Source organism: Plantactinospora sp. GCM10030261, from assembly GCF_042666615.1.
In the GTDB taxonomy this organism is placed as follows: domain Bacteria; phylum Actinomycetota; class Actinomycetes; order Mycobacteriales; family Micromonosporaceae; genus KBS50.
Map to the genome: position 1 here is coordinate 230483 of NZ_JBHTDD010000007.1, position 24686 is coordinate 255168.

General features: G+C 70.8%; 25 protein-coding genes. 9 read left to right on the plus strand and 16 right to left on the minus strand.

Annotated features, from left to right (window positions below; translation table 11 throughout):
- Positions 1-60: 60 nt before the first annotated feature.
- The 6 genes from ACFQUZ_RS11525 to ACFQUZ_RS11550 form a co-directional block, all read right to left on the minus strand.
- On the minus strand, positions 61-2238 hold the full coding sequence (locus ACFQUZ_RS11525; protein ID WP_377441068.1) for an alpha-glucuronidase: 2178 nt from the start codon (positions 2236-2238) through the stop codon (positions 61-63).
- Positions 2235-2990, minus strand: a complete 756-nt coding sequence (locus ACFQUZ_RS11530; RefSeq protein WP_377441069.1) for a DUF624 domain-containing protein — start codon at positions 2988-2990, stop codon at positions 2235-2237. The genes ACFQUZ_RS11525 and ACFQUZ_RS11530 overlap by 4 nt, the downstream gene beginning before the upstream one ends.
- Positions 2983-4623, minus strand: a complete 1641-nt coding sequence (locus tag ACFQUZ_RS11535) for an extracellular solute-binding protein (protein WP_377441071.1) — start codon at positions 4621-4623, stop codon at positions 2983-2985. The genes ACFQUZ_RS11530 and ACFQUZ_RS11535 overlap by 8 nt, the downstream gene beginning before the upstream one ends.
- 49 nt (positions 4624-4672) lie before the next feature.
- Entirely contained in the window at positions 4673-5590 is a 918-nt protein-coding gene (locus ACFQUZ_RS11540) for a carbohydrate ABC transporter permease (protein ID WP_377441073.1), read from the minus strand.
- Positions 5587-6582 (minus strand): ABC transporter permease, encoded by a 996-nt coding sequence (locus tag ACFQUZ_RS11545; RefSeq protein ID WP_377441075.1) that lies wholly within the window; start codon positions 6580-6582, stop codon positions 5587-5589. Before ACFQUZ_RS11545 ends, ACFQUZ_RS11540 begins: the two co-directional genes overlap by 4 nt.
- Before the next feature lie 347 nt (positions 6583-6929).
- Positions 6930-7322, minus strand: a complete 393-nt coding sequence (locus ACFQUZ_RS11550) for a DoxX family protein (protein ID WP_377441077.1) — start codon at positions 7320-7322, stop codon at positions 6930-6932.
- Between the two features lie 163 nt (positions 7323-7485).
- Here ACFQUZ_RS11550 and ACFQUZ_RS11555 point away from each other — a divergent pair, with 163 nt between their 5' ends.
- Entirely contained in the window at positions 7486-8412 is a 927-nt protein-coding gene (locus tag ACFQUZ_RS11555) for an RNA polymerase sigma-70 factor (protein WP_377441079.1), read from the plus strand.
- Positions 8413-8447: 35 nt separating this feature from the next.
- Here the strand turns inward: ACFQUZ_RS11555 and manD are convergent, their stop codons facing one another.
- The gene (manD, locus tag ACFQUZ_RS11560) at positions 8448-9656 is read right to left on the minus strand and encodes a D-mannonate dehydratase ManD (protein WP_377441081.1); all 1209 of its coding nucleotides are present in this window, start codon (positions 9654-9656) and stop codon (positions 8448-8450) included.
- Between the two features lie 95 nt (positions 9657-9751).
- Positions 9752-10483, minus strand: a complete 732-nt coding sequence (locus ACFQUZ_RS11565) for an SGNH/GDSL hydrolase family protein (RefSeq protein WP_377441083.1) — start codon at positions 10481-10483, stop codon at positions 9752-9754.
- Between the two features lie 51 nt (positions 10484-10534).
- Between ACFQUZ_RS11565 and ACFQUZ_RS11570 the strand changes: the two genes are divergently transcribed.
- On the plus strand, positions 10535-11218 hold the full coding sequence (locus tag ACFQUZ_RS11570; RefSeq protein WP_377441085.1) for a TetR/AcrR family transcriptional regulator: 684 nt from the start codon (positions 10535-10537) through the stop codon (positions 11216-11218).
- A 40-nt stretch (positions 11219-11258) separates the two neighbouring features.
- The gene (locus ACFQUZ_RS11575; protein ID WP_377441087.1) at positions 11259-12131 is read left to right on the plus strand and encodes an aminoglycoside phosphotransferase family protein; all 873 of its coding nucleotides are present in this window, start codon (positions 11259-11261) and stop codon (positions 12129-12131) included.
- 4 nt (positions 12132-12135) lie between these two features.
- On the opposite strand, the gene ACFQUZ_RS11580 is transcribed toward ACFQUZ_RS11575, so the two are convergent.
- Positions 12136-14184, minus strand: a complete 2049-nt coding sequence (locus tag ACFQUZ_RS11580) for a GTP-binding protein (protein WP_377441089.1) — start codon at positions 14182-14184, stop codon at positions 12136-12138.
- 296 nt (positions 14185-14480) lie between these two features.
- Here ACFQUZ_RS11580 and ACFQUZ_RS11585 point away from each other — a divergent pair, with 296 nt between their 5' ends.
- Positions 14481-14864 (plus strand): DUF1622 domain-containing protein, encoded by a 384-nt coding sequence (locus tag ACFQUZ_RS11585; RefSeq protein WP_377441091.1) that lies wholly within the window; start codon positions 14481-14483, stop codon positions 14862-14864.
- On the opposite strand, the gene ACFQUZ_RS11590 is transcribed toward ACFQUZ_RS11585, so the two are convergent.
- Both ACFQUZ_RS11590 and ACFQUZ_RS11595 read right to left on the minus strand, forming a co-directional pair.
- On the minus strand, positions 14843-15268 hold the full coding sequence (locus ACFQUZ_RS11590; protein WP_377441093.1) for an SRPBCC domain-containing protein: 426 nt from the start codon (positions 15266-15268) through the stop codon (positions 14843-14845). The two genes, ACFQUZ_RS11585 and ACFQUZ_RS11590, sit on opposite strands and share 22 nt — an antisense overlap.
- A 63-nt stretch (positions 15269-15331) precedes the next feature.
- Positions 15332-16636 (minus strand): alpha/beta hydrolase, encoded by a 1305-nt coding sequence (locus tag ACFQUZ_RS11595; protein WP_377441095.1) that lies wholly within the window; start codon positions 16634-16636, stop codon positions 15332-15334.
- A gap of 244 nt (positions 16637-16880) precedes the next feature.
- Between ACFQUZ_RS11595 and ACFQUZ_RS11600 the strand changes: the two genes are divergently transcribed.
- Positions 16881-17135 carry a hypothetical protein gene (locus tag ACFQUZ_RS11600; protein WP_377441097.1) on the plus strand — a complete coding sequence of 85 codons (255 nt, stop codon included), beginning with the start codon at positions 16881-16883 and terminating at the stop codon, positions 17133-17135.
- A gap of 186 nt (positions 17136-17321) precedes the next feature.
- Here ACFQUZ_RS11600 and ACFQUZ_RS11605 read toward each other — a convergent pair whose 3' ends face one another.
- Positions 17322-17576, minus strand: a complete 255-nt coding sequence (locus ACFQUZ_RS11605) for a hypothetical protein (protein ID WP_377441099.1) — start codon at positions 17574-17576, stop codon at positions 17322-17324.
- Between the two features lie 2 nt (positions 17577-17578).
- Positions 17579-18223: a GGDEF domain-containing protein gene (locus tag ACFQUZ_RS11610; RefSeq protein WP_377441101.1), complete on the minus strand. Its 645-nt coding sequence runs from the start codon at positions 18221-18223 to the stop codon at positions 17579-17581.
- Between the two features lie 228 nt (positions 18224-18451).
- Here ACFQUZ_RS11610 and ACFQUZ_RS11615 point away from each other — a divergent pair, with 228 nt between their 5' ends.
- The 3 genes from ACFQUZ_RS11615 (at position 18452) to ACFQUZ_RS11625 (ending at position 20668) form a co-directional block, all read left to right on the plus strand.
- On the plus strand, positions 18452-18691 hold the full coding sequence (locus ACFQUZ_RS11615) for a DUF397 domain-containing protein (protein WP_377441103.1): 240 nt from the start codon (positions 18452-18454) through the stop codon (positions 18689-18691).
- Between the two features lie 275 nt (positions 18692-18966).
- A complete protein-coding gene (locus tag ACFQUZ_RS11620) occupies positions 18967-19803 on the plus strand; it encodes a helix-turn-helix domain-containing protein (protein WP_377441106.1) in 837 nt (278 codons plus the stop codon).
- Between the two features lie 40 nt (positions 19804-19843).
- Entirely contained in the window at positions 19844-20668 is an 825-nt protein-coding gene (locus tag ACFQUZ_RS11625) for an SAM-dependent methyltransferase (RefSeq protein WP_377441108.1), read from the plus strand.
- Here the strand turns inward: ACFQUZ_RS11625 and ACFQUZ_RS11630 are convergent.
- The gene (locus ACFQUZ_RS11630) at positions 20641-21519 is read right to left on the minus strand and encodes a GNAT family N-acetyltransferase (protein ID WP_377441110.1); all 879 of its coding nucleotides are present in this window, start codon (positions 21517-21519) and stop codon (positions 20641-20643) included. The two genes, ACFQUZ_RS11625 and ACFQUZ_RS11630, sit on opposite strands and share 28 nt — an antisense overlap.
- Positions 21520-21667: 148 nt before the next feature.
- Between ACFQUZ_RS11630 and ACFQUZ_RS11635 the strand changes: the two genes are divergently transcribed.
- The gene (locus ACFQUZ_RS11635; RefSeq protein WP_377441112.1) at positions 21668-23125 is read left to right on the plus strand and encodes a family 16 glycosylhydrolase; all 1458 of its coding nucleotides are present in this window, start codon (positions 21668-21670) and stop codon (positions 23123-23125) included.
- Positions 23126-23175: 50 nt separating this feature from the next.
- Here ACFQUZ_RS11635 and ACFQUZ_RS11640 read toward each other — a convergent pair whose 3' ends face one another.
- Positions 23176-24153, minus strand: a complete 978-nt coding sequence (locus ACFQUZ_RS11640) for a glycosyltransferase family 2 protein (protein WP_377441114.1) — start codon at positions 24151-24153, stop codon at positions 23176-23178.
- Positions 24150-24686: a glycosyltransferase gene (locus ACFQUZ_RS11645; RefSeq protein ID WP_377441142.1), complete on the minus strand. Its 537-nt coding sequence runs from the start codon at positions 24684-24686 to the stop codon at positions 24150-24152. The genes ACFQUZ_RS11640 and ACFQUZ_RS11645 overlap by 4 nt, the downstream gene beginning before the upstream one ends.

Consider the following 24686-nt stretch of genomic DNA (forward strand, 5'->3'; position numbering starts at 1 on the left):
GCCGGCGAAGGTGGGGGTCACGCCCGACGCCCCAGCTCCGCCACATCGAGTTGACCCGCGTCAGTAGATGCGCCGGCCCCGCGCGTCCGGCACCCCGGACTTCCGGAAGAAGTACGTGTTGATCTGGTCGCGCCACTCCCGCGCGCTGCGGAGCTGCTCGTCGAGGCGTTCGGTGACCCGGGCGTACACACGATCGTCGACCAGCCCGGCGAGGCGTACCCACTGGTGCCGCATGGCGATCACCTCGTCCACCCCGGCGAAGTGGGTGTCGTAGATGTGCTGGATGACCGTGGAGCCGTCGCGCAGCACGTGGGAGTAGGGCACATGGTGGAAGAACAGCAACAGCTCGTCGGGACAGTCCGCGAGCGACTCGTACACCTGCGCCCACGGCGCCGGATACTGGCCGGTGAACCCGGTGCCCGTGGCCCCGGTGCGGTCCACCCCGACACCGTCCCGGTCGGCGAAGTGGTAGGTCCCCCACGGCGTGTACTCGTAGCCATCCACGTCCGGGCCGTAGTGAACACCGGGGCGGACCATGAAACCCGCGCCCAGCGGGGCGGTGTACCGCTCGTAGGCGCGCCAGGAGTCGTCCATGACGGTGTGCAGGATCCGCCGGACCGACCCCTGGTCGCCGACCGCCTCGTCGACACCGGCGCGCGCCGGGGGAAAGGTCAGGCCGATCCACTCGTCCAGGATGGTCCGCGGGTCCAGCTCCGGGTCCCAGGCCAGCCGGCCGAACGCGTACAGGTTGGCCTGGGCCAAGGGGTGGCCCGTCCAGAACCGATCGTCGCCGACGTTGGACACGCCCACCAGGCCGCCACCGGCGGGTGGGGGAGCGCCATAACCGCCGGCGGCGGCCAGGGTGCCGACGGTCGGCCCGTCCGGTCCCCACGGCGCGAACCGCAGCACCTCGCTCCACCAGGGCGCCAGGTAGCAGACGTGCCGTTGCTGGCCGGTGTATTCCTGGGTCACCTGGAACTCCACCGCGACCCGGGTACGCGGCATCGCGGCGATCACCGGTGACACCGGTTCCCGGGGCTGGAAGTCGATCGGCCCGTGTTTCACCTGGAGGATCACGTTGTCCCGGAACTGGCCGTCGAGGGGGGCGAAGTGGTCGAAGGCGGCCCGAGCCCGGTCCGTCGAGCGGTCCCGCCAGTCCTGCCGGTGGTTGTAGACGAATGCCCGCCAGTGCACCACGCCGCCGGTCGGCGCCAGCGCGTCGGCCAACAGGTTCGCGCCGTCGGCCTGGCTGCGACCGTACGCGAACGGGCCGGGTTGCCCCTCCGAGTCGGCCTTCACCACGTACCCACCGAAGTCGGGGATCCGCTCGTACACCCGCCGGGTGGTCGCGGTCCACCAGGCTCGCACCCGTTCGTCCAGCGGATCGGCGGTCGGCAGTCCGCCGACGACGACCGGCGTGGCGAAACTGACCGACAGGTGCACCCGGACCGCGTACGGTGCCAGCGCTTCCGCGATCTCCGCCACGTCACCGAGCCGGTCGGTGAGCAGCAGCGCCTCGGTGGCGTGGACGTTGACGTTGTTCACCGAGACCGCGTTGACGCCGCAGGCGGCCAGCAACCGTCCGTACGCCCGGATCCGGGGCAGGTCGTGGCGGGCCCGACCGTCCCGCCAGAAGATCGACCCACCGGCGTACCCGCGCTCCACCTGACCCGTCACCGGATGCACGGCCACGTTGTCCCAGTGGTCCAGCATCCGCCGATCGGCCGCCGGGCGGTGCGCCTCGGCCGCCCGGTCCCGGTCGAACGCCGCCTCGCCGAGCCGGACCACGGCGAACAGCCCGTACAGCAGGCCGGCCGGGCGGTCGGCGAGCACGACCGTGACGCCGTCGCGCCGGGCCAGCGCGAAACCCTCGGTGCCGAGCGCGTCCGGCCCGTACCGCCGCTCGATGTCGGCCGCGACGGCGCCCGCGGCGGCGGGCAGCGGCCCGGGGGCGGCGAGCGGGCCGGGGACGGCCGGCAGCTCGGCGGGCGTGAGTGCGAAGACCAGGTCGACCGGTTCCGGCGAGGGGCGGTCGGTCGACCGGCGGACCGTGCCGCCATGCTCGGCACCCGCCCGGGTCAACTCGTCAGCCACCGTGTCGAGGACGGGACCGGCTCCACGGACCAGCACCCGCCGCGACCCCACGGCCCGCCACGCCGCCCCCGGCAGCCATGCCGGATGCCATGCCTCGTCGGCCTCCACCATCGATCCGTCGGACCCGGTGACGGGCGGGGTCATCGGGTGAACTCCCGCTCGATCGCGTCGACAATCGGCGTGGACATCCGGAGGAACGCCAGGGTGAGGACCGAACCCAGCAGGGTGAGCACCGCCTCCGAGGCGGCCACGACGATGCCGGCGGCGAGCAGCAACAGGCAGGCGTTGCCGGCCGCCACCGCCGGGGTTCGGACCAGGAAATAGACCGCCAGCCGGACAACGTCCCGCGTGCGGAAGGCGAACAGCGAGGCGATCACCAGGGCGTTGCCGCCGGCGACCAGTGCCGCCACCGCGACGGCCACCAGCAGCGCACCCCACCACGCCGGTACGCCGGCGGCGCCGAGGTTGGTCAGGTTCACCGCGATCACGGCAAGCCAGAGCAGTAGCGGGACCCAGAGGCACAGCACGCCGCCGAGGTTCGCCCGGTAGCCGCGCCAGAACAGCGCGGCCGGCCGCAGATCGGTCAGGTCGGGCCGCTGGTGGCGCAGCGCGTACACCGCGGCGGACACCGCCGGACCGACCGGGACGCCGCAGGCGACCGCAAGCGGGATGTTGCTGGCGTCGCGGTCCAGCAGGAGCAGCGGCACCAGGCCGGGCAGGGTGGCGATGACCAGCGACAGCTCCACCACCAGCAGGGCGTGGACCGTCGCCGCCGCGCGGGACAGGGGACCGTCACCGAACTCTCGTCCGGCTCGCGGGTGCGGCGGCCGTGCGGCAGACACCGGCGGGACCGGCCGGGTCCGGCTGGCGGACCCGGCCGGAGCGCGGTCAGCCATGTTCCTTCTGGTAGCGCTCGTACGCCTTGTTGACCATCTCCAGGTACTGGTCCATGTTCTTGCCCTTCAACTCGGTCAGATAGGCGTCCCACTGGCCGAGGTCGCGTTGCCCGAGGGCGAACTGCAGCGCGGAGGCGACGACGTGGTCCTTGAGCGGCGTCTCCCACAGCGATGCCTGCTCCCGTTCCTCGTCGGTGAACGGGTACGGCGGGGGCGTGATCGCCGCCAGCGGCTTGCGGGCGTTCATCACCTTCTGGAACTCCTGCTCCTCGGGAGAGAAGAAGGACTGCACCAGTTCGGTGTTACCGGCGTAGGCGAAGACACCGTTGTAGAAACCGAAGTCCTTCTGCAGGTGCTTGCTGCCGCTCGGGTTGAGGCCGATGACATTCACGTCGGGGGTGAGGGTCCGCTTACCGGACGAGTCCTTCGTGTAGGTGATGCCCTCGACGCCCCACTTCGCGAACTCCTGCCCGGCGTCGGAATACCACAGCCAGTCGATGAACTGCATCATCGCGACGAAGTTCTTGCTGTCCCGGGCCTTCTTGGAGATCATGATGCCGTTCTCCAGCCGGGGCGCCGGGTTGATCTCGCCGGCCGGACCGATCGGCAGCGGGATCTTCGTCAGCTTCGCCGCCGGGATGGTCTTCGCGAGATCCGGCCGGTAGTCGTTGACCAGGGTCTGCGCGTTGCTGCCGATGACGAAGGACCTGCCGTTGGCAAGCTTCTGCCGCGCCTGGTCGTCGGTCTGGGTGAAGCTCTCCGGGTCGAGCAGCCCCTCCTTCACCAGCTTGTTGAGGTACTGGAGGACCTGCTTCCACTTGTCGGTGGCCCCGGTGTAGGTGAACTTCTCCGTCTCCGGGTCCCACGACGCGTGCTTGTAGGCCCATCCGGCACCGGCGAGGCCGTGCGAGACGGCGAGCAGGTTCAACAGGTTGCCGGCCGGGTTGGGCTTGCTCCACCGTTCGGAGAGCGGGTACGAGTCGGGATGGGCCGCCTTCATCGCCTTGAGCACCGTGTAGAGATCGTCCCAGGTCTTCGGGACCTGGAGGTTGAGCTGCTCGAGGATGTCCGTCCGGATCGCCAACGAATAGTCGTGCCACTGCTTCTCGTGCAACCCGGGCAGCAGGTAGAATTTACCGTCGTCCTGGCGGAGTGTGTTGATCTCGGGTTCGAGCTTCCACTTCGAGATCTTGTCCTTGAAGTTGGGCATCAGGTCGAGGTAGTCGCTGACCGGAAGGATGGCTCCCGAGGAGACGAAGACGTCCTCCTGGTCGGGATAGGTCTTGGGGATGATCAGCGGGGCGTCGCCGGCACCGATGAGCAGACTGCGCTTCTGCTCGTAGTCGCTGAGCGGAACGACGACCGGTTCCAACGTGACGTTCGTCCGCTTCCCGAGTTCGGTCCAGAACAGCCAGTCGTCCTTGATCGGATAGCTGGAATGGTTGTTGTAGAGGATCGAGAAGCTGACCTGTTCGGTGGCTTTGAACTGGTCGCCGGTGCCGTACCCGGCCATGGCGCCGGCCCGGTTGCCGGACAGGTCCGACTCCTCCGGGTCGTCGCCGCACGCGGTGGTGGTGAGCAGGAGCAGCGCGGTGGCCAGCGCCGCTGCTCGGCGCCGGGTTCCTGGGAGCATCGGGACGTCCTTTCGGGGAGCGCTGGTGGGACGGTGCGCGGAGGGCAGGTCAACCCTTGACCGCGCCGAGCAGCACCCCGGAGACGAAGTACCGCTGGACGAAGGGGTAGACGGCGAGGATGGGCAGGGTGGTGAGGACGACGGTCACGGCCTTGAGCGTCGCCTCGGCCTGGACCTCGTCCGACTCGGCGATGGCGCCGACGTTCTCCGCTCCGGTGGCGCCGGCGAGCAGGTTGCGGAGATAGACGGTCACCGGGAACATGTCCTGCTGGTCCAGGTAGAGGAACGCGGTGAACCACGAGTTCCAGAACGACACGGCGTAGAACAGCACCATCGTGGCGATGATCGCCTTCGACAGCGGCAACACGATCCGGAGCAGGATGCCGTACGTGTTCAGTCCGTCGACGGCCGCCGCCTCCTCGAGATCGCCGGGCAGGCTTTCGAAGAACGCCTTCATCACCAGCAGGTTGAACACGTTTATGGCGTTCGGTACGGCGACCGCCCAGATGGTGTTCTTCATGCCCAGGCTGGTCACCAGCACGTAGTTGGGGATCAGCCCTCCGGTGAAGAACATGGTGAACACGGCGAGCCCGACCAGGAACCCGCGGCCCTTGAGATCGGACTTGGACAGCACGTACGCGTAGCAGGTGGTGAGCACGATCGAGATCACCGTCGCGGCGACCGTGTACACCACCGTGTTGCGATAGTTGATCCAGAACGTCGAGTCGGACATCAGCAGCTCGTACGCGGTCAGGTTGAATCCGCGCGGGACGAGACTCACCTGGCCCGCGATGATGTACGCCTCGTCGCTGAGCGAGCGGGCCACGATGTTGAGGAACGGATACAGGGTCAGCACCACGACGCCGGTGAGGATGACCCCGTTCACCACCTGGAACACCCGGTAACCACGGGTCGGCCGGGGACCCCGCGGACGACCGGTCCGCCGCGTCGGCGGGGCGGTGGTCACCACAGGCTCGTTCCCGTCGTGCGGCGCGAGATGGCGTTCGCACCGAACACCAGGGTCAGCCCGATCACCGCCTCGAACAGGCCGATCGCGGCGGCATAGCTGAAGTTGCTGGACTCGAAGCCCATCCGGAACAGGTACGTGGAGATCACGTCGGAGGTCGGATAGGTCAACGGGTTGTACAGCAGCAGGACCTTCTCGAAGCCGACCGTCATGAACGTGCCGATGTTGAGGATCAGCAGCGTCATCATGGTCGGCCGGATGCCGGGAAGCGTCACGTGCCAGGTCTGGCGCCACCGGTTGGCGCCGTCTATCCGGGCCGCCTCGTAGAGGTTGTCGTCGATCGTGGTCAGCGCCGCGAGGTAGAGGATCGTGCCCCAGCCGACGGTCTGCCACACCTCCGACGAGACGTAGATGGCGCGGAACCAGTCGGGTCGTTGCAGGAACGGGGTGGGGTCCCCGCCCATGGCCTGGACGAGTTGGTTCACCGTGCCGTTGACGGACACCAGTTCGGCCACCATGGCGGCCACCACCACGATGGACAGGAAGTGCGGCAGGTACGACACCGACTGCACGAACCGCCTGACGGTGCGGGTACGGATCTCGTTGAGCAGCAGCGCGAGCACGATCGGCAGCGGGAAGCAGAACAGCAGGGTCAGTGTGCCCAGCACCACGGTGTTCGTGAACACGTCCCAGAACTTGGGGTCGGCGAGGAACATCCGGAAGTAGCGCAGCCCCACCCAGTACTCGCCGAAGAGGCTCCCGCCGGGCTGGAACCGGCGGAACGCGATGACGTTGCCCAGCATCGGCAGGTAGCGGAAGATCGCGAAGAACAGCAGCGGCAGTACCGCCAACGAGTAGAGCTGCCAGTCCCGGCGCAGCGCCTGCCGCCAGGATCGGCGGTGGACGCGGCGGCGGGCGGTGGGCGCCGCCGGTGCCGGTCGGCGGATCGGCGTGTCGTCCGGGGCCGGCTCCGCTGTCTTCAGGACGCTCATCCTCGGCCCCTTCGTGCTGCCGACATGCCGCCGGTAACGAGCCCCGAAACTTTCGGAACAGGACCGTAATCCGTGTCGGGAAACTTAGGAGGGGTATCGGTATGTGTCAAGGTCTTGCCGGTCGGTGTGTAGGGCCGGCCGAGGTCCGGACGGCTTTCCCGACAAACCTTCCGACCTGGATGGACCCGACGTCGAGGAGACCGTTCATCACCGATTGGGCGTGCTAACCTTCCCGAGAATTTCGCCGGATCCGGCAAGGCTGGAGGGACCGATGGCCCCGTTCGACCTGTCCCTCGACGAACTGCGGCGGTACGCCCGACAGTGCCCGTTGCCCGCGCGGACCATGGTCAGCCGGTGAACGGCTCGGGACCGAACCGACCCCAGGCCACGAAGACGGCCATGGCGAGGTAGACCAGGTCGGGCACGATCGTCGCCCGCTCGCCCCGACGCAGCCGCATGGCTGTCGCGCCGACGAACAGCACCGCCACGCAGGTGGCCGTCACCGGCACCATGATCGGCGCGATGTCGAGGACGGCGGGCAGGATCAGGCCGACGGCGGCCAGCAGTTCGAGGGCTCCGATGGCCCGCAGCGCGCCGGGGCTGAAGTCGAGCACCCAGGCCGAGGCGCGCCCGCCCATGGCGGCCATCTTCTCCCTTGGCACGAACATCTTCGACGTGCTGATCAACATGACGGTGGCCAGTAGTCCGGTGACGATCCACAGGACGACGTGCAGACTCATGAAAACCTCCTCAGCGGTGTACGGCCATGAAGAGGCCGGCGACCGGCTCGTTGTGACGGCCCGGCCGTGTGACCTGGCCCACGGTGGCGACCGTGTCACGCGACGGCGGTGACCGACGTCTGGAGGTGTGGCACGGCCGAGGGCGACGAGAAGGGAGTGAGCCATGGGCGGGGGAAGACCGGGTGCGGCGGGGGAGTTGTCCGGTGACGGCCCGATGGGGTCGGCCACCGAGGTGTTCGTCGCCCACCGCAACCTGCTGTTCACCGTGGCTTACGAGATGCTCGGCTCGGCCGCCGACGCGGAGGACGTCCTGCAGGAGACCTGGTTGCGGTGGGCGGGCGTCGACCTGGACACGGTGCGGGACCCGCGGGCGTACCTGGTGCGGATCACCACCCGCCAGGCGCTCGACCGGATCCGCACGCTCCGCCGCCGCCGGGAGTCCTATGTCGGTCCCTGGCTGCCCGAGCCGCTGTTGACGTCGCCGGACGTGGCGGAGGACGTGGAACTGGCCGAGAGCGTCTCGATGGCGATGCTGATGGTGCTGGAGACGCTCAGGCCGGTCGAGCGGGCCGTGTTCGTGCTGCGGGAGGTGTTCGACCTGGATTATGACGAGATCGCGGAGGCCGTCGACAAGAGTCCGGCCGCGGTTCGGCAGATCGCCCACCGGGCACGGGCGCACGTGGCCGCCCGCCGACCGCGCGGGGACGTGTCGCCGGCCCGCACCAGGGACGCGATCGAGGCGTTCCAGCGGGCGGTCGAGACGGGCGATCTGCGGCAGCTGCTCGACATCCTGGCGCCGGATGTGGTGTTCCTCGGTGATGGTGGCGGGCTCCGCCAGGCGGTGTTGCGGCCCATCGTGGGTGCCGAGAAGGTGGCCCGCGTGCTGACCGCCAGGTGGGCCAGGATCGTCGCCATGTCGCCGCAGTGGGCGCAGATCAACGGCCACCCCGCGCTGATCTTCCGGGACGGCCGCGAGGTGGACACGGTCGTCGCGGTCCGCATCGACGACGGCAGGGTGAGCGGTCTGTATGCCGTACGCAATCCCGAGAAACTGTCGCGCGTCGAACGGGAGGTTGCGATGAGCCGCTGACGGAATACCCGACGCCCGCCTGACGGCAGACGTGGTCACCAGGGGTGCAGGGTGCCGTCCGTCAGCCGGTTCACCGGCAGGTACGCGGGAGCGTAGGGGTAGCGCGCCGCCGCCGCCTCGTCGATGTCCACGCCGAGCCCCGGTGCGTCACCCGGGTGCAGGTAACCGTCCTCGTAGTGGTACTCGTGCGGGAACACCGCGTCGGTCTCCGGGGTGTGCCGCATGTACTCCTGCAACCCGAAGTTCGGGATCGCGATGTCCAGGTGCAGCGCCGCCGCCATGCAGACCGGGGAGAGGTCGGTGGCACCGTGCGAGCCGCTGCGGACGTGGTGCAGCGCCGCGAGGTCGAACACCCGCCGCAGGTGGGTGATGCCGCCGCTGTGCACCACTGTCATCCGGATGTAGTCGATCAACTGTTCCCGGATGAGCTGGGCGGCGTCCCAGATCGTGTTGAACACCTCGCCGGTGGCGATGGGCGTGGTGGTGTGCTGGCGGATGATCCGGAAGCCCTCCGGCAACTCCGCGGGGACCGGGTCCTCGATCCAGGTCAACCCGTATGGCTCCAGGCTGCGGCCGAGCCGGGCCGCCTCGATCGGCGTGAGCCGGTGGTGCACGTCGTGCAGCAGGCGTACGTCCGGCCCGAACTCGTCCCGGACCCGGGCGAACACCGACGGGACGTGCGCCAGATAGCGCTCGGTCGACCAGGTGGTCTCGGTGGGCAGCGCCGCGTCGGCCGGCTCGTAGAACATCTTGTCGGCGCTCACGCCGTACGTCCTCGGGATGCCCGGCACCCCGCTCTGCACCCGCACCGCCCGGTAGCCGAGGTCGAGGTAGCGGGCCACCTCGACCAGGATCTCGTCCATCGTCTCGCCGTTGGCGTGCCCGTACACGGTGACACCGGTCCGGGATCGGCCGCCGAGCAGGTCGTAGACCGGGAGGCCGGCGACCTTTCCCTTGATGTCCCACAGCGCGGTGTCCACGGCGGCGATCGCGCTCATCGTCACCGGCCCGCGCCGCCAGTACGCCCCCTGGTAGAGGTACTGCCAGGTGTCCTCGATGCGGGCCGGGTCGCGCCCGATCAGCAGCGGCACGACGTGATCCCGCAGGTACGACTCGACGGCGAGTTCGCGGCCGTTCAGGGTGGCGTCGCCGACTCCGGTCACCCCCTCGTCGGTAATGATCTTCAGGGTCACGAAGTTGCGCCCCGGGCAGGTCACGATGACGCGCGCGTCGACGATCTTCACCCTGGCACTCCTCTGTCCCCGGACCCGGCCACTGGAGACTGGACCGGTGACCGCCGGGTGTCAAGGCTGGGGCCGTGCCGACGCCGGGGCCCGGCTCAGGTCCGGGCGCCCTCCGCGACATCCCGGGTCGGGAGCGTTTCCAGAACGGACGCCGCCTGGGCGGCGAGCAGCAGAGCCCAGGCGCGGTAGCCCACCGGCCCCGGGTGGAAGCCGTCGGTGGCGAAGAAGTCCGGTCGAACCGGCAGCCCGCTGACCGGCAGGTGGGCGATGCCGGGCTGCCGCCTGGCGACCTGTGCGAGCCGCCGGTCGAGCCGGCTGGCGTACCGGCCGCACATCCACCGCACGGGCGCCGGCAGGGCGGGGAACCGGTGGATCGGCGGCAGCCCGGCCAGCAGCACCGGCACCGGGGTGCCCGCGCGGCGCCGGAGCAGGGCCACGAGGTCTTCGACGTCCTGCCGGAACCGGTCGGGCCGGCGCAGGCTGATCACGTCGTTCCCCCCGACCGCCACCAGCATCACGTCCGGCGTCCACCGGGTGTGCGGATCGGTGATCTGGTCGACCAGGTGGCGGGCGGTACGGGCGGTGGCGCCAGTGCGGGCCACCACGCGCCAGGAGATCGCCCTGCCGGTCAACGCGCCGATGGCGCCGGCCGCCTGTCCGGCCAGCGCCTCCCGGTGATCGGTGGCGCCGACCCCGGCGGCGGACGAGTCACCGAAGACCAGCAGCCGGAGTGGTTCGCCGCGGCCGGCGACCGACCCGGTGTCGGAACCGCCGGCCTCGGCGAGCCGGGGGATCCGGGGAGCCAGTCGAGCGAGCAATGGCGGCATGTCGCCTCCTTCATAACGCTGTTATGTCAATAACAGCGTTATGATGGCGTCGTGTCAAGACCCGGATCGACTCACCGCGCGGAACTCGCCGGCCACCTTGTCGAGACGGCCGCCCGCCTGCTCGCCGAACAGGGCCCGCGCGCGCTGACGGCGCGGGCCCTGGCGAGAGAGACGGGCGCCTCCACGATGGCCGTCTACACCCACTTCGGCGGCATGCCGGGCGTGGTGCGGGCGGTCATCCACGAGGGCTTCGCCCGGCTCGCCGATCGCCTCGCCGCCGTACCGGAGACAGCGGATCCGGTGGCCGACAGTTACCTGTTCGCCGCCGCGTACCGGCGGTCCGCGCTAGCCGACCCCCACCTGTACGCCGTGATGTTCGGCGGCTCGACCGTCGCGGGATTCGCGCTGTCCGAGGAGGACCGCACCATCGGTCGGTACACCCTGCGGATGGCCCGGGACTCGGTCGCCCGGTGCGTCGATGCCGGTCGTTACCGGTCGGTCGAGCCCTGGTCGATGGCTCGCCAACAGTGGTGTCACCTGCACGGCCTGGTCACCCTCGAGAACGCCGGGTTCCTGCCGGCCGGGGCGGCCGGATCGACGGACCACGAGTTCCGTCGGCACCTGCGCGACTTCGCCGTCGGGGCCGGCGACACGATCGAGCGCGCCACGGCGTCCCTGGCCGTCCTCGACCGGCCGGCTGACGACGAGCGGTCGGCACCGGGCGGTTGTCCATAACCGGTTGCCGGTCCGGCCCCCCGGCGGCAGGCTGAGCCGGATGCAGATCGACACGGCCCTGGTCCGGCGGCTGGTCACCGCGCAGTTCCCGGGATGGGCGGAGCATCCGGTGCGCCCGGTCGACCTCGACGGCTGGGACAACCGCACCTTCCGTCTCGGCGCCGACCTGTCGGTCCGGCTGCCCAGCGCCGCCGGGTACGTGCCGCAGGTCGACAAGGAACACCGCTGGCTGCCGGTGCTCGCCCCGCACCTGCCGCTGCCCATCCCGGAGCCGGTGGCCAGGGGGAATCCCGGTGCGGGCTACCCGTACCCGTGGTCGGTCTATCGATGGCTCGACGGCGAGCCGGCCGCCCGAGCCACGATCGCCGATCCGATCCGGTTCGCCACCGACCTGGCCGGATTCCTGGCCGCCCTGGGTCGGATCGACCCGAGCGACGGCCCGCCGGCCGGGCAGCACAGCGCGTGGCGGGGCGGCCCTCTCACGACGTACGACGAGGACACCCGGCAGGCCGTCGCGGCGCTCGCCGGACGGATCGACGGTGAGCTGGCCCTGGAGATCTGGCGGACGGCCCTGGAGGCCACCTGGACCGGGCCGCCAGTGTGGTTCCACGGCGACGTCGGCGTCGGCAACCTGCTGGTCCGTGACGGCCGGCTGGCCGCCGTCATCGACTTCGGCTGCGCCGGCGTCGGTGACCCGGCCTGCGACGTCACCGCCGCCTGGACGATGTTCTCCGGCCGCGCCCGGGCGGCGTTCCGGGACGCGCTCGCGGTGGACCAGGCCACCTGGGCTCGCGGTCGCGGCTGGACCCTGTGGAAGGCCCTGATCGTGCTGGCCCACGACGGCGACACCGAGAAGCTGACCTGGGCCCGCCGCACCCTGGAGGCGGTGTTCACCGAGTACCGGTCAACCTGAGGCGTCACACCCGGCGCAGCACGTGCAGCAGATACTCCTTGCGGTTCAGCGGGTTGTGGTCCCAGCGCTCCCGCTCCGGAGCCGGGCCGCGTACCGGCTGGTAGTGGTCGAACGTGCTCTCCAGTGTCCCCTCGCCACTGGTCAGCGCCGGCAGCCGCTGTTCCAGGTCGTGCACCCGGGCGGCCGGAAGGTCCCCGGTCAGCAGGTATCCGGAGCCACGGAGTTCCGTCTCGTCGACGGTGCCGCCGAGCCGGACCAGCACCGGCATCACCGCCGCGAACGACTCGGTCGGCAACTCCAGCCGGAACCGGTGCACCGGCTCGTGCACCCGGGTGCCGGCCCGCCGCAGCGCGGTCGTCAGCACCAGCGGGGTCAGGTAACGGAAGTCCCAGCCGGTGCTGGACATGCTCTTGTCGAACGTGCCGTGCATCCGGCTCTGCTTCGGGTAGTAGCCGGAGTGGGTCATGGTGACCAGGCAGTCGGGCACCTCCCAGCCGCGCAGCCCCTGCCCGAGGGTCTGGCGCACGGTCTCCTCGACCGCGACGAAGAACGCGTACGGCATCGAACCCAGCTCGACACCGAGGCGGAAGATCACCCCGCTGCCGGCCGGCGCCGGTTCGAGCCGCAGCCCGACGGTGGCCAGGAACGGGTTGTCGGTCCCGTCCTTGAACTCGACCGCCGCCCCGGTACCGGTCAACCGCTCGACGTAGATCGTCGTCGACTCGCGGAAACCGACCCGGACGCCGTACTCGTCGGCCAGGGTCGCCTGGATGACCTCCTTCTGCACCTCACCGTAGAGGGACAGGACGATTTCCTGGCGGGTCTCGTCCTGCCGCAGGTTGATCAGCGGGTCCTGCTCGGCGAGTTCGCTGAGGGCGGCGTGTGCCGCCAGGCGGTCCACGTCCCGCTCCGGGACCACCACGGTCGCCAGGGTGGGCGGCGAGAAGTGCGGCGTGCCGTTACCCGCCGGTTCGCCCGGTCGGCGGTCAGCCGCCGGTGGGTCGCTCCTCGGCGGGCCGGCCGGTGGCACCTCGCCGGGCCCGCCGATCGAGTCGCCGATCCGGATGTCGCCGAGGCCCCACACCTTGGCGATCTGACCCGCCGCGGCGGACGGCCGGGGGACGGCGGCGCCCCGCTCGAACACCGCGAGCGCGGTCACCTTGGCGCCCGGCGTCCCACGGAACGGCAGCCGCTCGCGGACCCGGATGGTGCCGGCGAAGAGCCGGACGTACGCGATCTTCTCCCCCGCCGGACCGCGTTCGATCTTGAATACGGTCCCGGACACCGGCCCGTCGGGGTCGCCTTCCGCGGCCGGCAGCAGGGTCCGGATTCCGGCGACGAGCGGTGCGACGCCCGCGCCGGTGATCGCGGAACCCACGAACACCGGGTACGCCACGGCCCGTGCCGTCTGAGCCGCCAGTTCGGACCGCAGCCGGTGGTACGGCGGCGGCCCGCCGTCCAGGTACGCGGCGAGCGTCGCGTCGTCGTGCTCGGCCAGCAACTCGGTCAACCGGGCGACGAAGCCGGTGTCGGTGCCCGGGTACGGCTCGACCGTGGCGTCCCGGGTGCCCGCGCCGGTGGCCGAGCCCATCGCCACGATGTCGGGGGTGAGCTTCTCCGCGATGTCGCGGAGCACCTCGGCGTACCGCGCCCCAGCCCGGTCGATCTTGTTGATGAAGATCAGGGTGGGGATGCGCAGGCGCCGTAGGGTCCGCATCAACACCCGGGTTTGCGCCTGGACCCCCTCCACGGCGGAGATGACCAGGACGGCGCCGTCGAGCACCCGAAGGGCGCGTTCCACCTCGGCGATGAAGTCCGGGTGGCCGGGCGTGTCGATCAGATTGACGGTGACGCCGTCCACCGCGAACGAGACGACGGCGGACTTGATGGTGATGCCCCGCTGCCGCTCCAGCGCCAGCGAGTCGGTCTGGGTGCTTCCCCGGTCGACGCTGCCGACCTCGTCGATGACCCCGACGGCGTGCAGCAGCCGCTCGGTCAGGCTCGTCTTACCGGCGTCGACATGGGCGAGAATTCCAAGGTTGACGATGTGCACGAAGCGTCATGTCCTTTACCTGGGCGACGGTTCCCCTGTGGATGAACATGAACGCAGCTCGCATCGCACTCTCCCTGCCTCGGTCGGCCCGTCGAAAGGAGTGCAGCAGAGCGACCACCGACGGGCAACCCCATTTCGCCGGGCACCCCCGCGATGCCGGTGCCCCGGCCCGGCGCCCGCGACTGACAGCGCGAGAAGGGGTCCGCTGTCCGGGCGATGCGTCGACAACGGACCCCTTCTCCCGTCCCGGCCGGTAGCGTCGACTGCGGAGGTGAGGTCAGACGTCCACACAGCTGATGGGCCGGGTGGCTCAGACCTTCGAGTTGATCGGCATCGGCGTACTCGTGCTGGGACTCGTGTGGTCGGCGGTTGTCGCCGTCCGGCGGTGGCGCATCGCCGGAGGTCGGGCGGCGTACCTCGGGCTGCGCGAGATGTTCGGGGGAGCGCTGCTGCTGGGCCTGGAGGTGCTGGTCGCGGCGGACCTCATCCGGACGGTGGCGGTCTCGCCGACGCTGGACAACGTCGCCGGACTCGGCCTGATCGTGTTGATCAGGACGTTCCTCAGCTTCTCCCTACAGGTGGAGATCGACGGCGTGGTGCCGTGGCGCCGCGCCTTGACCGGCGGTGCCACCACGTTCGCCCGGGCCGCCCGGAAGCATCAGTCGGGGGAGGCCGGCTGAGCGGCCAGCCAGGCGGCAAGCCGGTCGAGGCAGCTTTGCCAACCGAGGACGTTGTTGTCCCGATCGGCGTCGTCGCTGAACCCGGTGTGCGTGATGGCGAGGTCGGTCCCGCCGTCGGTGGGGCTGAGGGTCACGGTCACCCGGGTCCGCTCCGCGTCGCCGTCGAACCGCCAGTCGAACTCGAGCCGCTGCGGTGGGTCCACCGACCGGTAGCCACCGCCGACCGAGATACCACCGCCTGGCCCCTCGATGCGGTACGCGCCACCCACCCGTGGATCGACACTGGCGGTGGTCGCGAACCGTTGCGGCCAGAACCAGGCGGCCAGCAGTGCCGGGTCGGTCCAGGCGGCCCAGACACGTTCCTTCGGGGCGGGCAGGTGGCGGGTGACACGCAGCTCGCTCATCGGATCCCCTCGGAGTCGCGACACGAACGCGCCGACGGTACGCCCGGGATGCGACAGGTTCGGTCAGCGCGCCGCGACCGACGCCGGCTCCCGGTGCCGTCGGGCGCGGACCGCGGGGGCGGGCACGTCACCGTGCCGCACGGGGGCCGCGTCGCCGGTGCCCGGCGTGCCTGGACCGCCGAGGACGGCGACCAGACCGTCGGCGATGGTGCGCCGCCAGTTGACGTAGTCGTGCCCCCCGGTGTACTCGGCGTACGTCACGTCGTACCCGCGCTCGACCACGACGTCCCGGAACCGCCGGTTCACCGACACCTGATCAAGACCGTCGCCCCAGTACGCGTTCGTCTCGTGATCGCCCACGTCCAGATACAGCCGAACCGGTTGTGCCGGCCGGCGGGCGTACTCCCGGGTGAGCCACTGCGGCTCCCGGCCGGTGGGCGGGGCCGGCCACCAGAAGCTGGCGGACTGCGCGATCACGGCGCCGAAGACGTCCGGCGCGATGAGGCCGAGATAGGCGGCGGTGAGCCCGCCCAGGGAGGCGCCGGCGATCACTCGCTGACCGGGGTCCGCGCTGATCCGCCAGCGGCGACGGGCCCACGGAAGCAGTTCGTGCAGGACGAAGTGCCGCATCGCGGGACCCGGGCGCAGTTCCCGGTCCCGGCGGCCGCCGCTGGGCGCGCTGACGAACAACGCCATGGTGGGCGGGATCCGACCGGCCGCGATCAGGTTGTCCAACGTGGTGGGGATGCGCAGGACGGCCCGCGAGATGTGGCCGTCGAACACCACAAGCAACGGCAACGGCTCGTTTCCGGCGCCGGCCGGGCGGTAGACGCCGATCCGGCGCCGGCAGCGCAGCGCGGTGCTGCGCAGGCTGGTCTGCCGGTGCCGGCCGCGAGGAACGCCGGGGCGAGGGGTGCTCCACGACTCGGTGGGGGCCGCCGGCAGTTCGAGCAGGGACATCCAGTAGTTCCGGTCGTGCGGATCGGCCGGATCGGCGGGGAACAGCAGGCGGTGCGGGTTCAGCGGGTCGACGTGGGTGGGCCCGACGCCCGTGACGTCGGTCGGGATGGCGAAGCCCCGGTGCCGCACCAGATAGATGGTGCGCAGGTCGGTGCGGAGCCGCCGGGAGCCGTACCACAGGTCGGTGCCCTCGATCCGCCGCAGCGGCACGTCCACGCCCCAGTAGGTCGCGGTCTCCGCGGCCTCGCCCCGCCACAGGAAGGTGACCAACGCCTCGCCGTCCCGCACGTCCTCGACCAGGGGGGCGCCCGTCGCGGTCACGTCCCGCCAGAATTCGTCGACCACCCCCCGGCGTCCGGTCGACAGCTCCCGCAGCAGACGGGCGATCCGCGGACTCTCCTCCGTCACGACCTCATCTCCTCGACGCGTGTCGCCGGGTGGGCGGGACGCGATCAAGGCTGTCGCACATCCGCCACGAAATCAACCGTTCACCATCCGCTCATCCGGGCGGGTGCGACACGTGTCCGCTGGCGCGCGACGCGGGTGCGAGGGCGTCGACTGGCGGGCGCGGTGCGGGTGCGAGGCGTCGACCCGACCGGACCGGTGGTGACACCAGGCACAGTGGACCAACACGTACCGCCATAATGGGCCGATGGTCAGATGGGAATACGCGCTGCTGGTCCGCCGCCGACAGGCCGAGGGGAGTTCCTGGGGGCTCAGCTATCACTGGTACGGCCCGGACGGGTCGCGGCTGGACGTGACCGCCTACGGCGACACCGCTATCTCGCATCTCAACCGGGTGGGCGCGGACGGGTGGGAGCTGGTCTCGGCCGCCGAGGACGTCAACAACCTCCAGGGCACCACCGAGGTGTTCCGCTATCACCTCAAGCGGCCGGTGCGGGATTGACCCGTCAAGGGCGGCGCGGACCGGGCGGGGGGAGGCCCGGTCCGCGCCGCCTGGGACGGTGGCCCGGCGTACTCCGTCGAAGTCGCCGGTCCACCGCCCTGCGCCCGCCACGCGAGGGGCGCCGGAGCGAAGCTGGTGTGCCGTGATGGCACCGGGGCGGCCGCACGTGAGGTGGCCGCTCCGGCGTCACCGGCTGTCGAGCAGCGGGTCCGCCTCCGCCCGGCGCGCCAGGTAGAAGGCGGTGACGGTGTCCACCGCGGTCCCGCGGGTGCTGGCCGGCCGGTAGCGCACCGTCGCTGCGCGGGCCGAGGCTGTCTCCACGACGCCGGCGCACCAGGCGCTGCCACGGTGCACCCAGACCCGGTCCGAGGGTCGGTAGCTGTCGGTCGGGGCGAGCTTGCCGGGGTCGCGTTGTCCGGGTTCGACGGTGGGCAGGGACACGGTCACACCTCCGCGATGCTGGCGTTGTCGAGGGGAAGAGATGCTGCCGAGGTGAGGCTCTTCGTGCGGTACATGTCGGTGTCGGCAAGCGCGAGAGCCTCGGCCAGCCGAGTGGGGCCGGTGACCGGGGCCAAGCCGATCGAGGCGTGGATCCGGACCGCCTCGCCGCCGATCTCGATGGGGGCGCCGAGCTGGCTGGCCAGCCGCTTGCGGGCCTGGTCGCGACTGCCCGGATCGACCGGCACGTTCCCCATCAACGCGGCGAACTCGTCGCCACCGAGCCGGGCCACGGCACCATCGCCGACGAAGTGCGTGAGCCGCCGGCCGATCGTGGTCAGCACCCGGTCGCCGGCGGCGTGCCCGAAGGCGTCGTTCACCTGTTTGAACGCGTCGAGGTCCACCACGATGGCCAGGATGGGGAACTGGGTGCGGTCGGTGAGCAGGACCTCGCCGCGCTGGTGAAATCCCCGTCGGTTGTACAGACCGGTGAGGGAATCGTGGTTCGCGGCATGCCGGGCGGCCTCGAGCTGGCCGGCGAGGCCAGCCAGGCGGCTTTCCGCCCGAATCGCACGGCACCGCATCCGGTAGGCGGCCCAGAGACCCGTCGCGGCCGTCGCGGCGGCCAACAGGGTCAAGGGCTCCACCATGGTTGCCCCCTTCCAAACGTCGATCGATGTCGACGTTTTGCCTGGTGATGCCCCCTTTTTCATCACTAGAAGTGATGGGACGGGTACATCCGTACTGGGTTATCATGCTCCGCGTCCATTGCAGATGCAATAGCGGATGCACGTGCATCTGCCCGCGCGACTGGCGAGCCGCGGTTCCTCCCCGCCCTCGGCAACCGCATCACGTGCGGGCCTTCGAGAGAGGCTCCAATGCAGCAGCTACCGAACGGCGTGCCCACCACCGAACTGCCGCCCCTGGCCTGGCAGAAGAGCCGGCGGAGCAATCCAAGCGGCAACTGTGTGGAGATGGCCGGGCTGCCCGACGGCTCCGGCATCGCGGTCCGCAACTCCCGCCACCCGGACGGTCCCGCCTTGATCTACACGATCGAGGAGATCACCGCGTTCCTCCTCGGCGTGCGGGACGGTGACTTCGACAACCTCGTCGCCTGACCGGCGAGACACGTGCCCGGCCCACCGTCGTGAGGCGCGGGCGTCCGTGGAGGACGGTCGCCGATCCCGCCGACCGTCCTCCACTAGATCGACAGGGTGGGGTGGTCCGTTCGTCGGTGGTTCCCGTGGAGGTCTTCGCCTCACTGTCGGTTCATGGCATGCTTACGCGTCAGTGGTGCCGGGGGGCCAGTTCCGAATCGATTGGCAGGCGGAGGTCGTGGGTGGCGACGGAACAGTCCGGCACTGGGTCGGCCACGGGCCCCACCGTGCTGCGCATGCTCCTCGGCGCTCAACTGCGTCGTCTTCGCGAGGGCCGTGGTGTCACCCGCGAGTCCGCCGGCTGGGAGATCCGAGCTTCCGAATCCAAGATCAGCCGGATGGAGTTGGGCCGGGTGGGATTCAAGGAACGTGACGTCGCCGACCTGCTCACGCTCTATGGCGTCACCGACAAGGGTGAGCGCGACAGCCTCCTGGCCCTGGCCCGGGAGGCAAACAATCCGGGTTGGTGGCACCGCTACGGTGACGTGCTGCCGGGCTGGTTCCAGGCATACCTCGGGCTGGAGGCCGCCGCGGCCCTCATCCGGACGTACGAGGTGCAGTTCGTCCCCGGCCTGCTGCAGACCCGGGAGTACGCCCGGGCCGTGATCCTGCTCGGTCACGACGGCGCGGACGCCGCCGAGATCGAACGCCGGGTGACCCTCCGCCTGCAACGTCAACGGGTGCTCGGCCGGTCCGAGGCCCCACGGCTGTGGGCTGTCATCGACGAGGCCGCGCTCCGCCGACCGATCGGCGGGGTGGACGTCATGCGCGCCCAGCTCACCGCGCTCATCGAGGCCACCAAACTACCCAACGTACGACTGCAGGTGATGCCGTTCGCCGCCGGCGGACACTCCGCGGCCGGTGGGGCGTTCAGCATTCTCCGCTTCCCGGACGCCGACCTGCCCGACGTCGTCTACGTCGAGCAGCTCACGAGCGCGCTCTACCTGGACAAGCGCGACGACATCGACCACTACGCGGCGGCCATCGAACGGGTCTGCGTCGAGGCCGAGCCGCCCGAGCGGACGACCGAGATCCTGGAGCAGGTGCTGCGCGACTACGAACGGGTCGGCTGAGCCGCCATTCAGCCGAACGAGACCACTGGGGAGGACATACGTGCACGAGCACGGGGGTGGCGCCGACCGGATCGACACCAGCGTGGCGCATCCGGCCCGCCGGTACAACTACTGGCTGGGCGGAAAGGACAACTTCGAGGCCGACCGGCGGTCGGGTGACGAGATCGCGGCCCGGTTCCCGGCGGTGCGCACGGCGGCCGTGGAAAACCGGCGGTTCCTGCGCCGCGCGGTCACCTTCCTGGCCCGCGACGCCGGCATCCGGCAGTTCCTGGACATCGGCACCGGGATCCCCACCGCGGACAACACGCACGAGGTGGCTCAGGCGGTCGACAGCCGGTCCCGGGTGGTCTATGTGGACAACGATCCGATCGTGCTGTCGCACGCCCGCGCGCTGCTTACCAGCTCGACGGACGGCGCCACCGCCTACATCGACGCCGACCTGCGGGAGCCCGACAAGATCCTTGAGCATCCGGACCTGGACCGCACCCTCGACCTCACCGAGCCGGTGGGGCTCATGCTCATCGCCGTGCTGCACTTCGTCCGGGACAGCGAGGAGCCGTACGCGATCGTCCGCCGGTTGCTCGACGCCCTGCCCGCCGGCAGTTACCTGGCCGCGTCGAATGTGACCACCGACTTCATGCCGCCGGAGTTCGCCGCCCAGGCCCGCCAGTTCGGCGTGGCTGGCGGGCCACACGGCGTCATGGCATTCCGGAGCCGGGACGAGTTCGGTCGGTTCTTCGACGGGCTGGAACTGGTCGAACCTGGCATCCAGACGGTGGCCCGGTGGCGGCCCGAGGACGAATCCGGCTCCCGGCCCAGCGACGCGGACGCGGCCGTCTACGGCGCGGTCGGACGCAAGCCCTGACCGGAAGCCGCCGGCGCCACCTCGGCCGGCGTGGCGTCGTCGGCCGGCTCGCCCGCCCAGGCCGGCTCGCCCGCCCCGGACGGCTCGGCCCGGGCCACCGCGGCGAACTCCGCGTACCGGGCGACCGTCGTGAAACCGAGCCGGCGGTATACCGCCGTCGCCGCCGCGTTGTCCGCCCGGACGTTGAGCGTCACATGGTCCACGGTGGCCGCCAGCCGCCGGCAGAGCGCCGCCACCGCCAAGCCGGCGAGGCCCCGCCCACGGTGCGCTGGATGGGTGGTGATGTTGCCCAGCGCCGCCACCCGGTAGACCGGCGACCAGACGTGCACCCCGGCCACCGCCACCAGTTCACCGTCGCGCCGGACGCCCACGTACTGTCCCGTCTCCAACATCCGCCGATCGAACCAGTTGGCCGGATAGGACACTTCGTACAACCGGGCCAGTTCCGGCAGGTCGGCGGCGGTGAGCGGGGACCCCTCGGCCAGCGCCGAGGCCAGCCGTGCGGGTTCGGTGAGTGCCATCTTCAGGTGCGGTCCACCCGGGGTCAGGTCGTACCGGCGGGCGAGCCGCCAGTCGAGACCGGGGGAGAGGTGCGCGTACAACCGGGTCGGCAGCAGGGACGACAGGTCGTCGAGCAGTTCGCCCGCGGGACCGGCCGGGTCGTCGAACAGCAGCAGGGTCGGTGGGTCGACGCCGTGGTAGAGCAGGGCGACCGAGTCGCCACGCGCGTACCACGTGGTGTAGGGCCAGAAGAAGTCGTCCAGGTCACCGAGCTGGTACGCGTGCCGCGCCGGGTCCCGACGAAGCAGCGCCGCCAACTCCGCCCGGTCGTGAACGCTGCGCATCCGCATGACGCCGATCGTCACACGACCCGGTTCCGCCCTTGCCGCCGGCCCTTAAATTCGGCTTAAGCATGCGTTAGAAGGGGGTGTACGGGCCGTGATCACTTTGCTTCGCCGGGTAGCGTCCGCCGGGGACCAGCCACTGAGGAGTGACCAGATGGCCCGGAAGCGCATCGCTTACCTGTTTGTTGGCACCGTTGCCGTCGGTGCCCTGCTCGCCACCACCCTGCCCCTGCTCGCCGACGACTCGGGCAGCCGCACTGTGGTGGCCGTCGCCGACACGACCGCCACACAGGTGGTCCAGGACGGTGACAACGGCGTGAAAACCACCCTCGCCACCTGCCCCCAGCTCTGCGACGGAAATCCGCGCGGCTGGCGGGACGCCGTGGTGCGGTTCACCGTGACCGGGCTGCCAGCGACGGCCGGCAACATCCGTGCCCGGCTGCGGCTGCACGCCTGGACCGCCACGGCCGCCCGGGTGGCCGTCTTCCCGTCCAGTTCCGCAGCGGACGGTCCCGGCGTCGTCGCCGTTCGACCGGACCTGCGGGTGCCGGCCACGGCCGTGCGGGACGATGTCGTGCGCGGGTTCAACGAGTGGGACGTGTCGGTGGCCGTCACGGGCAACGGGGACTACACGTTCACCCTGCGCCAGGAGACCCACAACAGCCGCGTCTACTGGGCGTCGCGGGAGAACCGGCGCTCGGAGATCCGGCCGGAACTCACAATCACCTACGACGGGTCCGGTGGGTTACCAAGCCCGACGGCCAGCCCGATCCCGTCCGCCGCCCTGCCGAGCCGGCCCGCGCCACCATCCGCCTCGACCAGCCCGCGGCCGACCACCACGGCACCATCGCGCCCGGCCCCGACCGGTGGCCCGAGCACCTCTCCAACCGCCGGCCCGACCGTTCCCGGCTGGCGCCTGGCCTGGTCGGACGAGTTCTCCGGAAGCGGCCTCGACACTCGGAAGTGGACTGCGCGGGACAGCTGGGTGGACTATGACCGGGCCTGCATCACCAGCCGGGACAACAACGTGTTCGTCCGCGACGGGATGTTGACCCTGCGGGCCCACCGGGAGGGATACAGCTGCGGCTCGGAGCGACGCGCCTACACCACCGCGTACCTGGACACCCGGGGCAAGGCGTCCTTCACCTACGGCCGGTTCGAGATCCGGGCCAAGTCGCCCAACACTCCGACCGGCTCCACCGGACTGTGGCCGGCGTTCTGGATGCGGCCGGACGACGGCGGGGTGGGGGAGATCGACGTTGTGGAGCTGCCCGGCGGCGCCAACTGGTACAAGGGCGCCACTCAGGCGATCTTCTACGACTACACGCCGATCAAACAGGACAACCGTAGCAACCTGCCCAACGGGTATCCCGGCGACGGGTTCCACACGTACACCACGGAGTGGGAACCGGGCGTGCTGCGCTGGTACATCGACGGTCGGGAAGTCTACAAGCGGGACCGCACCACCACGTCCTGGTTCGACAAGGCATTCAGCCGCCCGTTCCACCTGCGGATCAATTTCCAGGTCGGCGGATGGCTCGGTGATCCGGACGCGGCGACGCGGTTGCCAGCCGACTTCCAGGTCGACTACGTGCGGGTCTGGCGACGCTGACCGCGCGGAGGCCCCTTGTGTCGTACGGCAGAAGGGGCCTCCGCGCGCGGTCAGATTCCCCGGCCGCGCCGGTGCAGCGCGCGTACCACCACATCGGCCCGGACCGCCCGGCTCGCCACCGCCAGCGCCAGGTAGGCGCGTGGCTCCCGGGGATTGCGCGCCAGGGTGCGGCCGGCCCAGCGCAGCGCGCTCCGGGTGTCGCCGGACGCCGCGTTCGCGAAGGCGATCTGACCGGAAACCCGCGCGGCCCCGGCCGGCTGGCTGGCGAACTCGGGATACCGGTCGAGCAACCACTGGAGTGCCGTCGATATGGTGCCCCACCGTTGCGCGAAATAGGACCGACGATGCCAGCGGACCAGCGCGTACGGCCGCGGAACGTTGGCCAGGGGACGACGGCGGGCGGCCCGCAGCAGGAATTCGTAGTCCTCGGCGTAGCTGCCGGGAATCTCCTCGTCGACCAGGCCGATGCCGTCGAGCAGCGCGTTCCGGCGGATCACGAACGTGGACGGGTGCAGCTCGGTGAGCCGGTCCCGCAGCAGCGCGGCCAACGCGACCCGGCTGGTAGCGAGCGCCCGATCCACCTCCCGGTCGGCGTACCGGACCCGGATGCCGCAACAAACCAGCTCGGCGGCACCGTCGTCGAGCGCCGCCACCTGGGCGGCCAGCTTACCCGGCAGCCATTCGTCGTCGTCGTCACAGAACGCGACGAGGTCGCCGGTGGCGGCCAGGATGCCGGTATTCCGGGCACCGGCCAGTCCGGGAGTCCGGTCGTTGCGCAGCACCCGGACCGATCGCCGACCGTCGATCGTCTCCAGCCCTGGATCCGGCTCGGACCGGTCGAATACGACGAGCACCTCGATGGTGCCGGGATAGTCCTGGTCGAGGATGCCGCGGATCGCCCGCGCCAGCAGCTCGGGCCGGTCCCTTGTGGGCACCACCGCGCTGACGGTCGGCGCCGGACCGGACCGCTCGGGGGCGTTGGTGGACCGCTCGGGTGCCTCGCCGGCACCGGGGTACGTGCCGCTCACCGGGCACCCCGCCGGCTCCGCGTCGTGGCCCGGACGAGGTCCTCGACGATCCGGCCCACCCGGGCCGCGGCCGCCGTCCGGGCGGCCTGCCGCGTCGCCTCGGCCACGGGGTCGATCCGGAACGTCGCCGGGGCGGCGAGACCCCGGTCCAGGGTGGCGGACAGCTCGCCGCCGGACCGGCAGAGGTGGATGTCCCCGGTGGCCGCGAGACGGGCCGCGTACCGCAGTTGGTGCTCGTCCACGTGCTCGCCGTGGGCCGGATCCCGGGGCACCACGATCGGCAGCCGGCCGGCCGCCCGGGTCTCCGCGATCGTCGCCGGGCCACCGTGGGTAACCACCAACCGGGCGGAGGTGATCGCCCGTTCGAGGTCGTCATGTGCGAGGAAGGCGGTGGCGCCCGGAATGAGCGGTCGGCGGCTCCGGCCGTACTGCACGGTCATCGTCGGGCGGTCCCGGCGGCCGGCGTACCAGCGCTCCAGCCAGTCCATCAGCCGGTGGAACGGGTGCGTATCGGTGCCGACCAGCACCAGCAC